The organism is Pseudofrankia coriaricola (assembly GCF_032027725.1).
GTDB lineage: Bacteria > Actinomycetota > Actinomycetes > Frankiales > Frankiaceae > Pseudofrankia.
Genome location: NZ_JASNFO010000045.1, coordinates 72,794 through 85,648, shown reverse-complemented (window position 1 = coordinate 85,648; position 12,855 = coordinate 72,794). Strand labels below are relative to the sequence as shown.

Sequence of the window (12,855 nt, the reverse complement as noted above, 5' to 3'; positions counted from 1 at the left end):
GCCACAGCCGGACATGCCGGACACCAGCTCGCGGCGAACCATGCCGGTCAGGTATGGGGCGGATTGCCGCCGTCCCCGTCCCGTCCCCGGATACCTCGTCCCGAGTACGGCAAAGCCTCGGCTCGGCTCATGGGGCAAGGATCTGCGCGCCCGGGCGGCTTGGGCGCTGGGTGGCGGGGAGCTTGTCCGAGGTGAGGAAGGCGTCGCCGGAGGAGGGGACGCCCGCGAGGGCCTTGTCGGCGCCCCACGCGGCGAGGGGCACCCAGTGCCGGCGGGTGGGGTCGAGGACCTGGGGGAACGCGCCCCCGCAGTTCGGGATCACGGCCGCGACGGTCGTCGCGGCGGCCAGGTCGCGCAGCGGCACGACCGTGGTGCCGCACAGCGTGTCGGGCGGAAGGCTGGGGCCGCGCAGCGGCGTCCAGGTTTCGGCGGCGACGTCGAAGCGCGCGGCGGCAGGCGGCCGGTTGTGCCACGCCGAGCTGAGAGTCGCGGCGACGGCGACGGGGCCGTCGGTGGTGGTCACCAGACCCGTGCCGCCGGCCGGCGTCGTAAGCGGCGGGCCTGGGGCCACCGTCCACTGGCGGGTGGCCGGGTCGTAGACGAGCGTCCGGCCCTCGGCCGGGTCCGAACCCCGGCCTTCCGCCTGGGCCCAGATGACCACCTTGCCGCTGGCAGCGACGGCCTTGACGGGGACCAGGCTAGCGGGGACGGACACTGGCGGAAGGACGGTCCAGGCCCGCGTCGACGGGTCGTAGGCGGCGCCGTCCGTGAACACCTGGGTCCGCTGGCCATCGGGCCTGGGAGCGAGCTCACGCGATCCGCCCCAGACCACCAGCTCCTTGCCGGTCCAGACGGCGACGGCGCCGGTACGGGACTCGATGGGTGCTGGCGGCAGTTTCGACCAGGTCCTGGTCGCGACGTCGAAGGCCAGGTCGCTGCCGGTCTCGTAAGCACCGCCGTTGGTGCTCCCCACGATGGAGCCGCCCCACAGGTAGACCGTCGTGTCGGAGACGGCGACGGTCGCCTGCGTCATCCAGGTGTCCGGGGCGGGGTCGCGAGCGCCGAACGGCGCGCCGACCGGATCGGACACCACCGCGGTCCAGTGCGTCGGCTCGCGGCCGAGGACGACGAGGGAGTGGCCCACGACGAGGGTCCGCTCGGTATCGCCGAACATCAACGGTCGCGGCGACGGCAGGTCGCGCCACCGCCAGGCGTCGACACCGGTCGCGGGCGGCTCCGGGCGCGGCCCGCTGTCATGCCTGACCGGCCCGGCGACCAGCGCCACGACAGCGACGAGTACCACGACCACGCCGGCCGCGGCGGACGCGATGGCGCCGGCGCGGCGACGCCGGCGGGCCCGCCGGACACGAGCCTGGACGAGGTCGGTCAGCCGCGCGTTGACCGGCACCCGGTCGGCCGTGCGGCGCAGCAGGTCGGCAAGCTGCTCGTCGGTCATCATCGGCCGGCCTCCAGCATCGTGCGCAGGGTCGCCAGGCCCCGGCTGGTCTGGCTTTTCACGGTGCCCACCGAGCAGCGCAGCACGGCGGCGGTCTCGGCCTCGGTCAGCGCCAGGTAGTGCCGCAGCAGCACGGCGGCCCGCTGGCGCGGCGGCAGCTGGCGCAGGGCGGCGACCAGCACGTCACGTTCGTCGACGAGCAAGATCGCGTCGACAGGGTCTGCCCGCTCGGTCAGGTCCGGCCGGTCGCCGCCGCCGCCGGCGGCGGCGGGGCCGGGTAACCGCTCGCGCCGCCAGCGCGCGCCGCGCCACCACGACACGGACGTCGTCACCATCACCCGGCGCACATAGGCCTCGCGCCCGTCCGCCGTCACATGCGTGCCCCGCAGCCAGGTCTTGACGAGCGCCGTCTGCACCAGGTCCTCGGCCTGCCCCACGTCCCCGACGAGCAGGTAGGCGAAGCGCGTCAGCCGCGTCCCGCACCGCCGCACGAACCCCGCGAAGTCCTCATCGGCCGGGTCGCCGTCGACCGGGTGGCCGTCGACCGGGTCGCCGTCGGCCGGATTCCTGGCCGTCCGGTTCTCGGCCGGTTGGTTCCCGCGCGGCGGGGCTTTGGCCAGCGGGGTTCCGGCCGGCCGGGCACGGACGCCCTCCTTCACGCCGCGCCCCCGTGCCCGCGGCTCCCCGCCGACGTCACCACGCACCGACCGCCCTGCCTCCGCGTCCTGGGGGACGCAGTCCGCGTCTCCCTGCCACTGATACGCCTTCCAGGCGAGAAAGGTTGCGCGCGAAGACCCGCCGGATCGCCCGGTCTCGTCGCGGACTCAGGTCCCTACCGGAGGGCAGCATCCATGTCCCGGGCCGGGATGCCGCCTGCCGCCGCCAGCGCCGTGGCCGGCGTGAGTGGCCAGGCGCTGGCCGGCCGCGCTACCCGCTGGCGACGGGGGTGGCCGGATGCCGGCGGCGTTGGGAGTGACGGACCGGCCGCCGCGCGCCGTTCCCGCCGGGCGGGTGATGCCGGCAGGCACCGCCGTGTTCGGGCGCCGTCGGCGGGCGGGAATGGTGGTCCGTCGTTGTCTGGTCATGCGGGGCGCCAGGACCGCCGCGCGTCGCCCGAGCGGCCGCGTTCCACTGGTGCTGGGTGAGCGCGCAGATCGAGTCGGCGAGGTTGAGCCGGCCACCGTCGCGGGTAAGGATCGCGTCGTCGTCGAGGTGGCGGGCCATGGCCGCGAGGATCCCGGTGGGCAGGGGGCCGGGGTCGACGACGGGAGCGGGCCGCAAGACACGTCCGTCCGCCAGGGTGGCGACGACCGTGCCGTCGACACCCCGGTCGAGGATGGTCCCCTCCTCGTGGACGGCATGGTGGTGACCGGTGCACAGGATCGTCAGGTTGTCGATGTCCGTCGCGCCGCCGCCGTCGGACCATTCCGCCAGGTGGTGGACCTGGAGCCAGCGGGTGCGCTCGCAGCCCGGATACTGGCAGGTGCCGAGGTCGCGGGCGTAGACGGCGTCGCGCAGCCGGCGACCGGGTAGCCGGCGACGCCGCCCTAGGTGCAGTGGGTTGCCGGCGGTGTCGGACAGCAACGCGCGCAGGAGACCGTCGCAGCCGAGCCGGCGGAGCACCGACGTGGGCAGGCCGATCCCAGGCTCGGCATCGGCTCGCAACAGTCGACGGGCACCGGATGGGCCAACAGGCGGGCCGGGCTCACCAGCACCATCACGGAGACCAGCCGCCCCACCGGGCTGATCGCTGCCTGAGATCTCGTCGCCGCGAGGGACACAGCCGCTGCCTTCAGCGCCGGCGCGCAGGAGAGTGTCGACGTCCACATGGACGGTGACCGTGTGCGACGGTAGAAGCAGGCCGGGCGCGGGTCGGTCCAGGAACCCGGTCGCGAGCGTCACCAGCGCATCCGCGTCCAGCCGACGGTCGCGCGGCGCCACGATCACCTCCCCATCCGCCGGCACCCGATCGGGGTCGTCCGGCGATGGCGGCGGGGTGGTGTCCTCCAGGCTCGCCCGAGCCGCGTCGATCGCGGCCACCAGCTGGGCACCCTCGTCCGCCCGAAGCACCGCCGACAGCCGCAGCATCCCGTCCCGGCCGGTCCGCCACGACACCCGCCGCCCCGCCCGCTGCCCCGCGTGGTCGCCCGTCAGCCGCTCGCAGGTGGCCGCCAGCCGTTCCAGCTGGGCCGCCGTGCAACACAGCGCGTGGTTCAGCCAGACCCCCTCACTGTCCGGCTCGGCGACCCGGGCCACCGCCCGCACCTTCGAGTAGGACACCCGCCCGGCCACGAACGCCGCCCGCACCGCCGGCAACGCCTCCAACGCACGCCCGACGGCCAGGTGCTCCCGGGCGGTACGCACCGCAAGCCCACAGCGCCACGCCAGCCAGTGCGCGCACGACACGAACCCCTGCCCCGACCAACCACCCCGCCGGTCGAACGCCGCCACCATCACCAACCAGCCGCACGTCGCCGCCGCGAGCCGCCCCGCCCACGCGACGATCTCCCCCTCCAGCACCTCCAGCGGCACGGCCTCCACGTCCACCGACAACACAACCGAGGCGGAGACGGCCTCGGTCCCAGCCGACGCGGGCACAGACCCAGACGCAGACACAGACGCGGACATCGCGATCGCGGACATCGCCACCACCACCCGGGGTCAAGGGGTCACCGACACGACCAGACTCCCACCCAGCACCGACAGTTTTTCGGAATCACCCCAGCTCAGTGGCATGATCATTCGATCCGTGATCGCCATCTCCCTTGCGTGGCATGGAGGCGTCCCCGACGGCGGTCGGCGACCCGGCCAGGTTCCGACCGCGGCGACCGGCCGATGCCGGACGGAGCCGACCGCGACGGTTCCGCGGAACCGCGACACGGAGCCCACGTAACCCGAACGCCGACCAGCAGTCCGAAGGCTGCCCGTCACCGGCCCGAGGAGACCAGTGACCCGGTCGATCCCGGCCGCCTTTGCCGATCAGGCCTCCCTGCCTGTCAAAGCGTCGCGAGCTCCGCCCGAGCCCAGGCTCGGAACCTCCAATGCCACGCCCGGAACGTCCAGCGCCATGCCGCTGTCGGCGAGGCCAGCGCGGGCGACACACGCCACGACGGCTCCGCGGAACCGCGCGCCACGGCTCGAGCGGACCCACAGGGCCTGAGCCCACTCCGCCACCGACCGTCAACCGCCAACCACCGACCTGTGGCCGGGGCCGGGGCTGGGCTGGGCTGGGCTGGGGGGCCGCTACAGCGCCGGCTCGACGAGCACCGGCGTTGCGGGGATGCCGGCTCCGTCCGTGGTCGCCACCGTGCTCCCGGCCCCGATCAGCGCGGTCGCCAGCCACCCCGTCGTCATGATCCGGCGTTGGCGAACCGGCAGTGGTCTCAAAGGCTTCGGGCCGACGGCCGAGCGCCGCTGATCGTTCCGGCCGCGGCCGCGCCACGGGTGGGGTCCTGGCCAGCCAGGCGGACCAGGCCTTTGCGGCCGTCGGCGGTTCCGCAGACGGCGTAGACGACGAAGGTGCGGTTGCCGGCCGTCCGCCTGGCCCAGTCGAGGACGGCGGGGACGTCGGTCTCGGTGATCTCGAACTCGGTCGAGCTGGGCGAGGCGTTCGAATGGGCCGGGCGCGTCCAGAAATAGACGCGGTAAACCGGATTGCCCAGTTCCCACGTGGTGTCGCGTGGGTCGACGCGCCGCACTCGCATGGTTTGGAGGTTATCGGCGTACACCAGGCGACATGCCAAACGCCACCGGCTGGAAGGGGCACAGAAAACCAATCCGTCGGTGACGGTGAACCGGTTCGCGAATGGTGTGCGCCCCGGCGCGGGCCCAGCCGCACGGCGGCGGTGCGGCGGCTCGGCGGCGGCGCGGACTGTCGGCGCGGCCCGTTCGGACGCCGCTGGCACCGCTTCGGTCGTCGTCGTGCGCGGTCCGTCGCGGCGTGCTCGCGTAGGCGGTCCAGTCAGGTGGCGGCTCCCGCCGACGTCGCGCCGGCATGAGCCGTGCTCGTCGGCATCAACTCGCGGTCAGCGCGGCGTCGACGGCGGCGGCCAGCGCGCCGTCGGCCGGGAGCCAGGAACCACTGGTCACCTCGGTGAGCAGGCGGCGGTAGGCGATGGTGCCGCGGTCGGTGTCGATGTGGACGTTCGCCATCAGGTCCAGGTGGTAGTCCGGCGGCATCGTCTCGAGGACGTACCAGTCCTCGTCGCGGACGGCGGAGTCGAACGCGATGATGTCGGCGCCCGGGCGGTCGGCTTCGGTGTCGTTGCGGACCACGAACTACAGCAGCCGGCAGGTGCCGTCGTCGACCGGCGCGATCGCCTTGACCATGAGGTCGGTGCCGAGCAGTCGGCGGGCGAGCGGCGCGTCCCCGAGGTCGGAGGCGAAGGCAACCGGGTACCAATAGTGCCGCAGGGACGGCTCGGCGGTGACACGCATGTCTTCCGACCGTAGGTTCATCGCGTTTTGAAATGGTTACACGATCATTCCGCCGCGGGCGGCGCGCCGTGCCCCACGTAAGGCCAAGGTGTCCAGGAGGTGGCCCGCAACATCCTGAACGCCCAGCGTGGCGGTCTGACCGTCATCCGGCGGCGTGCGCAGTCGCGCAGAGGCCGATGCGTGTCTGTAGAAGTGAGGCAGGCGGATCGGTGGCGAGGTGGGCGTGGCGGACGACGAGCCAATCACAGTACGGGCAAGTCGAGTGGTGTACGAGAACCCGTGGATGCGGGTACGCGAGGACGCGATCGTGCGGATCGGTGGCGTCGAAGGGATCTACGGCGTCGTCGAGAAGCCGGACTTCGCGCTGGTGATCCCGATGGACGCGGGCGGGGTCTGGCTCGTGGAGCAGCACCGCTACCCGGTCGGCGGGCGGTACTGGGAGTTCCCGCAGGGCTCCTGGGAGGACCGGCCCGGCGTCGACCCGGCGGAGCTCGCCGCGGCCGAGCTACGGGAGGAGACCGGTCTGCGCGCCGGCCGGCTCGACCACGTCGGCCGGCTGTTCACCGCCTACGGCTACTCCACCCAGGGCTGCCACGTCTGGCTCGCCACGGACCTGACCGAAGGCCCACGCGCGCCGAGCGTCGAGGAGCAGGACCTGGTGGCCCGCCGCTTCAGCCACGCCGACTGGCTGGCCATGCTCGCCGACGGCGTCATCCAGGACGCCTCGACCCTCGCCGCCTGGGCACTGCTGTGTGCCCGCCCACCGGACGGCCTCCCCTTCTCGCCTGCCTGTCAGCGGGAGTAACACGGGCCACATCGGTGCGGTTCGAAACACGGTCCTCGGTCGTGCGTGACCTGCACACGCAATTCCCGGCGGACCCACTACGCCTCGCGGACGGCGACCGGGGAGCCGCGCGGCGGGCGGCACGGCGGCGGCGCGCAATAGGATCGCGCCATGGTTGAGCCGCCGGTGATCGCTTTTGGCCCCGCGGAGACCGGTGGCACGTGGTGGGCGGTACTGCCATCAGCCAAGGTTCTTCGCTGTGACCGGTTGACCGATCTGCTTAGCACCGTCGAACGGGCGATGGCCGCGGACCACCCTGGCCGGCCGTTCGCGCTCCGCCTCGACCCGACCGGCGAGTGGGATCCCGGAGACGCGACGTGACCGCGACCCGCCGAGCCAGGCATACCCCGCGGATCTGCCTGCTCCCCGACGGCGCGGGGCTACCCCGGCCGTCCAACCGCGTCCCCTGAACCGCTTTCCGTCCTGCCCGCCATGCCTGGTCAGCCCCCGGACCGAATGGCGGGCGGGCGGCCGGCGATATCGGCCGTGACCGCGTCCGTCGCGGCGATGAGCGCCGTGCCGAGCCGGCTGGCCTCGGCTCCGGTGATGGCCGCGGCGAAGCCGCGCAGGGAGACGACGAGGGCGACGGCGCCGTGGGCGTCGAAGACGGGGGCCGACAGGGAGTCCACCCGGTAGTCCCGGGCGTCCTCCAGGTCTCCGGCGACGAAGTCCGCCGGGCTCGCGAGGCCGGCGGCGAGGTCGCGTAGCAGGCCGGGGAGCTGGCCGCGCAGGTTGGCCGCGGCCGCGGCGCCGACCTGGCGGCGTACCCGTTCGTCCAGAGACGTGGACAGCTCGACGGAGTAGCCCCGGACGCGGATGACGTGGAGGAGCTCGCGGTACTCGCCGCGGTCGGCCGGGTCAGTGACGCCGCCGCGGTCGAGCCAGCCCTCGACGACCGCGTCCGGCTGCCAGGCCATCGACGTGATCCCGAGTGGCGGGTGGAACGGGATCGTGTCGCCGACGCGCAGCGTGGCGAGCGGGCGCCCGCGCGGGTCGACTACCAGGTGCGCGACCGTGGCGTACTCGGCCGCCGGGACAAGCGCGACGACCGACAGGCCGAGCCGGCGGTGCAGGTCGGCCATCCGGCCGCGCCCGGCGGCGAGCGCGTCGGTGCCGGCGGTGGCGGCCTGCCCGGCGGCGATCAGCCCGGGGCCCAGTGCGTAGGTGCGCCGTGTCGGGTGGCGACGCAGCCAGCCGGCGCGCTCCAGCGTGGCGAGCGTTGGGTAGCAGGTGGCGGCGGTGGTGCCGAGCCGCCGGGAGATCTCCGACTGGCTGAGGCCGCCCGGCGCGCCAGCGAGCATCTCGACGACGGCGATGACCCGGTCGGTCTGCGGGGACGGCCGCGGGCGCGACGACATGCGGCGACTGTACCGGCCCCTTTTCGCATAGTGCATAGATTGACATGTCTGATGCAAAGAGGTTCCCTGATCGGGCGGCGGGCAGCCGCCGTCGAGCCGCCCGAGCGGCCGACCCAGCGGCCGGTCCCAGTGGCCGGCCGAGCCGAAGGGGACGCCCCATGGCCACCGCGTCCGAACACGGAGCACCCGAGAACAAAGCACCCGAGAACAGCGAGCCCGCGAGCAGCACGGGCACGTCCGGCGCCGACACCGCCTCCGCCACCCCGTATGTCGTCATCACGTCCGACAGCCACGCGGGCTTACCGACCGAGCTGTACCGGGATTACTTGGAGAAGGAATTCCACCCGGCGTTCGACGAGTTCCTCGCCGGCAGGCCGGCGGCGGTCGAGGAAATCCGCCGCATGGGGACCTCCGACGCGAAGTTCGCGCAGAAATGGTTCACCGAGAACGCCGAGGGCCTGGAGGGCGGCTGGGAGGCGGCGCGGCGGAACAAGGAGATGGACGCGGACGGCATCACCGCCGAGATCATCTTCCCGGACGCGGACGCCGTGGAAAGCCGCACCTGTGCCCCGTTCGGCACCGGCCTCGGCCTCTCCGGGGACCTCGACCCGGTGCTCGGCCTCGCCGGCGCCCGCGCCCACAACCGCTGGCTCGCCCAGCTGTGCGCCGACTCGCCGCTGCGGCGCCGCGGCATTGCGCTGATGCAGATCACCGCCCCTCTCGACGACGTGCTCGCCGAGATCCGCCGATCCTACGAGTCCGGCCTGCGCGCCGTGATGATCCCGGCGATGTGGATGCACCAGGCGCCCTACCACGACCGGCGCTACGACCCGGTGTGGGCGCTGTGCCAGGACCTGGACATGCCGGTACTCACTCACTCCGGCCCGGCGGACAAGGAGTCCTACGGCGACCACCTCGGTATCTACGTCACCGAGGTGACGTGGTGGCCGGCGCGGCCGCTGTGGTTCCTGCTCTGGTCGGGCGTGTTCGAGCGGTTCCCGCGGCTGCGGTTCGGCGTCGCCGAGGCCGGCTGCTGGTGGGTGGCGAACCTGCTGTGGTTCTGGGACCGGCTCTACCTCGGTCAGAAGGGCGCGGAGAAGCTTGGCTCGCTCGGCGACCTCACGATGTCGCCGAGCGAGTACTTCGACCGCAACTGCTTCATCTGCTCGTCGAACACCAAGCGGCGCGAGATCGGCATGCGCTACGAGATCGGCCTGGAGAACATGCTCTGGGGGAATGACTTCCCGCACCCCGAGGGCACCTGGCCGCGCTCGCGCGAATGGATGAAGAAGACCTTCCACGACGTCCCCGTCGCCGAGGCCCGCCGGATGCTCGGCGAGGCCGCGGCCGAGGTCTTCGGCTTCGACCTGGCGGGGCTGCGCCCGATCGCCGACCGGCTGAACGTCACCCCGGAAAGCCTCGGCCAGACCGACGACGCGGCCAACGTCGCGAAATGGGCCCGGGCCCGCGTCGCCGGCCGGCACTGGCTGACCGGCCAGGACCTCCCCTGGGGCGTGGCCGAATGACCACGGACGCGACAGCCCCAGCGCCCACGCCGGCCCCAAACCCAAACCCAGGGCCCGCACCGGCACCGGCACCGGCACCGGACGACCGCTACATCGTCATCTCGGCCGACTGCCACGGCGGCGGGAACCTGCGCGGCTACCGCCCTTACCTGGAAAACCGCTGGCTGGACGACTTCGACGCCTGGGCCGCTGGCTACACCGTTCCTTACGACGACCTCAAGGGCGACCTGGGCGGCCGGAACTGGGACTCCGACCGGCGGCTGGCCGACCTGGAGGCCGACGGGATCGTCGCCGAGGTGATCTACCCGAACACCGTCCCGCCGTTCTACCCGAACAACTCCCTCGTCGAGCAGCCGCCAGCGCCGAACGCCGGCGACCTGGAGCGGCGCTGGGCCGGGCTGCGGGCACACAACCGCTGGATGGCCGACTTCTGCGCCGCGGCCCCGGGCCGGCGCGCCGGCATCTGCCAGATCATGCTGCACGACCTGGACGCCGCCGTCGCCGAAGTGCGCTGGGCGAAGGAGAACGGCCTGTTCGGCGGCGTGCTGCTACCCGGTGCGCCGCCCGGTTCCGGCGTGCCCTCGCTGTACGACCCGGAGTACTACGAACCGCTCTGGTCGGTCTGCGAAGAGCTGGACATGCCGGTCAACCACCACAGTGGCAGCGCCGCGCCGGCCGCCGGTGAACGCGCCGAGGACAAGGTGATCCTGCTGCTGGAGGTCACCTGGTGGGCGCACCGGGCGTTCACCCACCTGCTGGTCGGCGGCGTCTTCGAGCGCCATCCCGGCCTGCGGCTGGTGCTCGCCGAACAGGGCACCGCCTGGGTGCCCGAGGAGCTGGCCCGCCTCGACTACTTCTTCGACCGGATGGGCACCGGCACCGCCGACTCGCAGGAGGCGGTCTGGGGCAAGGAGCTGGTCGGCGGGCTGTCCTTGCGGCCGAGCGAGTTCTTCGCCCGGCAGGTCCGCATCGGCGCGAGCTTCCTGCGCGGAAGCGAGGTGCCGGCCGCGAGCCGCATCGGCTTCGACAAGATCATGTGGGGCAGCGACTACCCGCACAGGGAGGGCAGCCACCCCTACTCGCGCGAGGCGCTGCGGGCCGCGTTCGCCGGGGTCGCCCCGGTGGACGTCGAGCGGATGCTCGCCGGCAACGCCGCCACCACCTACGGCTTCGACCTCGACGCGCTGCGCCCGCTCGCCGACCGGTTCGGCCCGAGGGTCGCCGAGGTCGCCGAGCCGCTGAAGCCGGCGTCGCTGCCCATCGAGGCCGAGATGTGCCCCGCCCTCATCGGCTACGGCAAGGAGGAATCATCGTGAGCGCAGGAGCAAGCGAGCGGAGTGGTCGTCCGAGGGACGAGGACGGCCACGGAGCGAGTGCGGCGATGGAGCGAACCCGAGACACAGTGAGTCCCCGTATCCGCTATGGCGCCCGTACCCCAGAGCAGCTACGCAACCGCGAGGTCGAGGCGACCTCGGTCGATACCTGGGCGACCTCGATCGTCGCGATCTACGAAACCGATCCCGAGCTGGTCGCGGCCGTCTTACCGCCGCCGCTGGTCGCGTCGACGCCCGAGCACGTGCGGCTCACGATCGCGCGGGTCGACGTCGGCCGCCGCCTACCACCGTTCGGCGCCGGCACGTTCGCCGTCGGCGCCGTCCACGACGGGCTGGTCGGTGACTATGCGCTCACGATGCCGATGTCGACGGAACAGTCGGTCATCGGCGGCCGGGAGACGTTCGGCGAGCCGAAGAAGATCGCCGAGGTCCGCCTCGCCCTCGGCGGCGACCTGGCCGTCGGCACGCGATTGACCGGCTCGTTCGCCCGGCTCGGCGTCACCTACGTGGAGATCAGCGGGCAGATCGTCGAGGAGCTGCCCCTGCCGGCGGACGGGGTGCGCACTAGCTTCTACCTGAAGTTCCAGCCGGCGCCGGATGGCAAGGGCTTCGACGACGACCCCGGGCTCGTGCATGTCCAGCGCCGGGAGAAGACGCGCAAGCTGTTCCGGGTGGACGGCGAGGTCATCCTGCGCGAGTCCCGGTTCGACCCCGTCGCCGACCTGCCGGTGCGCCGCCTCGTCGGCATCGAGATCGCCGAGCGCTCCAGCATCCAGACCGGCGCCGTCGTGCGCCGCCTGCCGCAGGAGGACATCGTCCCGTTCGCCCACCAGCGCTACGACGACCTCTCCCCCGTCGGCGAGGAGTAGCCGGACGGCTCGCCGGCGGCTTCCGGCGGCTCTGAGCGGCCGGGCTGGCACCAGCCCGGCCGCTCGGCGCCGCTCCGTCGCCGTGCACGCACCGCTACCGGGTGGCATGACGACGGCCAGTTGATGACCAGTTGTCCAACACTCTGCGACTATGTCCAGGTGCGCCGCGATGCAGCGGCCAAGGGGGGAGTGGACATGCCCAATGACGAGCAGTCCTCGGCCGGGTTAAACCCGTATCTCCCGCATCCGGAACGGATCCACAACTACTTCCTCGGCGGCAAGAACAACTTCGCCGTCGACCGGGCCCTGGCCGACCAGATGTTGGCGATAGACCCGACCATCCCGCACACCGCGCGCGCGAACCGGGCCTTCCTGCGCCGCGCGGTGACGTTCCTGGCCGCCGACGCGGGCATCCGGCAGTTCCTCGACATCGGAACCGGCCTGCCGGCCACCGACAACATCCATGAGGTCGCCCAGCGCCTCGCGCCCGAAAGCCGCATCGTCTACGTCGACAACGACCCGGTCGTGATCGTCCACGCCCGGGCGCTGCTGACCGGCGTTCCCGAGGGCGTGACCGCCTATCTGCAGGCCGACCTGCGTGACCCGGAGAAGATCCTGGAGGACGCGGCGGCCACGTTGGACTTCTCCCGGCCGGTCGCGACCCTGCTGCATGGCGTGCTGCAGTTCATCCCGGACTCCGACGAAGCGGACCGGGTCGTCCGGACCCTCCTGGACGCGATGCCGTCCGGCAGCTACCTCTCGCTGGCCCACATCGCCCAGGACGTCCGCCCCGAGACCGCCCGCAGCATGGACGAGGCGAGCGCGAGCAGCCCGGTGATCTCCGTCTACCGGACGCGGGACCAGGTCGCGCGCTTCGTGGACGGTCTCGAACTCGTCGAGCCCGGCCTCGTCACCGCCTCCGAGTGGCGTCCCGACCCCGGTGCCGACACCGCCCCCGTGCCCGTCTGGGCCGCGGTCGCGCGGAAGCCCTGAAGGTCGCGGCTTCGGCGTCGTCGCGCCGGTCTGGCACG

At 72.8% G+C, this 12,855-nt stretch carries 13 protein-coding genes; 6 read left to right on the top strand and 7 right to left on the bottom strand.

The features are described from left to right. Positions 1–127: 127 nt before the first annotated feature. From QOZ89_RS24615 to QOZ89_RS24590, 6 genes are all read right to left on the bottom strand, one after another. Complete coding sequence (locus tag QOZ89_RS24615) at positions 128–1,459, bottom strand: Kelch repeat-containing protein (protein ID WP_312625536.1); 1,332 nt, start codon at positions 1,457–1,459, stop codon at positions 128–130. Beyond that, positions 1,456–2,160 (bottom strand): SigE family RNA polymerase sigma factor, encoded by a 705-nt coding sequence (locus tag QOZ89_RS24610; RefSeq protein WP_312625534.1) that lies wholly within the window; start codon positions 2,158–2,160, stop codon positions 1,456–1,458. The genes QOZ89_RS24615 and QOZ89_RS24610 overlap by 4 nt, the downstream gene beginning before the upstream one ends. A gap of 223 nt (positions 2,161–2,383) precedes the next feature. Beyond that, on the bottom strand, positions 2,384–4,099 hold the full coding sequence (locus tag QOZ89_RS24605; protein WP_397428833.1) for an HNH endonuclease signature motif containing protein: 1,716 nt from the start codon (positions 4,097–4,099) through the stop codon (positions 2,384–2,386). Positions 4,100–4,839: 740 nt separating this feature from the next. Further along, complete coding sequence (locus QOZ89_RS24600; RefSeq protein WP_083419909.1) at positions 4,840–5,160, bottom strand: hypothetical protein; 321 nt, start codon at positions 5,158–5,160, stop codon at positions 4,840–4,842. A gap of 310 nt (positions 5,161–5,470) precedes the next feature. Continuing rightward, positions 5,471–5,731, bottom strand: coding sequence for a hypothetical protein (locus tag QOZ89_RS24595; RefSeq protein ID WP_071053502.1), 261 nt, complete (start codon positions 5,729–5,731; stop codon positions 5,471–5,473). A 3-nt stretch (positions 5,732–5,734) separates the two neighbouring features. After that, the gene (locus QOZ89_RS24590; RefSeq protein ID WP_312625527.1) at positions 5,735–5,893 is read right to left on the bottom strand and encodes a hypothetical protein; all 159 of its coding nucleotides are present in this window, start codon (positions 5,891–5,893) and stop codon (positions 5,735–5,737) included. Between the two features lie 223 nt (positions 5,894–6,116). On the opposite strand from QOZ89_RS24590, the gene QOZ89_RS24585 reads away from it, so the two are divergent. Beyond that, complete coding sequence (locus tag QOZ89_RS24585) at positions 6,117–6,698, top strand: NUDIX domain-containing protein (RefSeq protein WP_312625525.1); 582 nt, start codon at positions 6,117–6,119, stop codon at positions 6,696–6,698. A 150-nt stretch (positions 6,699–6,848) separates the two neighbouring features. Beyond that, entirely contained in the window at positions 6,849–7,058 is a 210-nt protein-coding gene (locus QOZ89_RS24580; protein WP_071053500.1) for a hypothetical protein, read from the top strand. A 119-nt stretch (positions 7,059–7,177) separates the two neighbouring features. Here QOZ89_RS24580 and QOZ89_RS24575 read toward each other — a convergent pair whose 3' ends face one another. Next, positions 7,178–8,095: an IclR family transcriptional regulator gene (locus tag QOZ89_RS24575; RefSeq protein ID WP_071053499.1), complete on the bottom strand. Its 918-nt coding sequence runs from the start codon at positions 8,093–8,095 to the stop codon at positions 7,178–7,180. A 158-nt stretch (positions 8,096–8,253) separates the two neighbouring features. Between QOZ89_RS24575 and QOZ89_RS24570 the strand changes: the two genes are divergently transcribed. The 4 genes from QOZ89_RS24570 (at position 8,254) to QOZ89_RS24555 (ending at position 12,817) form a co-directional block, all read left to right on the top strand. Next, positions 8,254–9,621: an amidohydrolase family protein gene (locus QOZ89_RS24570; protein WP_312625522.1), complete on the top strand. Its 1,368-nt coding sequence runs from the start codon at positions 8,254–8,256 to the stop codon at positions 9,619–9,621. Beyond that, a complete protein-coding gene (locus QOZ89_RS24565; protein ID WP_312625520.1) occupies positions 9,618–10,937 on the top strand; it encodes an amidohydrolase family protein in 1,320 nt (439 codons plus the stop codon). Before QOZ89_RS24570 ends, QOZ89_RS24565 begins: the two co-directional genes overlap by 4 nt. A gap of 65 nt (positions 10,938–11,002) precedes the next feature. Next, positions 11,003–11,824 carry an acetoacetate decarboxylase family protein gene (locus QOZ89_RS24560; protein WP_312625518.1) on the top strand — a complete coding sequence of 274 codons (822 nt, stop codon included), beginning with the start codon at positions 11,003–11,005 and terminating at the stop codon, positions 11,822–11,824. 195 nt (positions 11,825–12,019) lie between these two features. Beyond that, the gene (locus tag QOZ89_RS24555; RefSeq protein ID WP_071053497.1) at positions 12,020–12,817 is read left to right on the top strand and encodes an SAM-dependent methyltransferase; all 798 of its coding nucleotides are present in this window, start codon (positions 12,020–12,022) and stop codon (positions 12,815–12,817) included. The last annotated feature ends 38 nt before the right edge of the window (positions 12,818–12,855 follow it).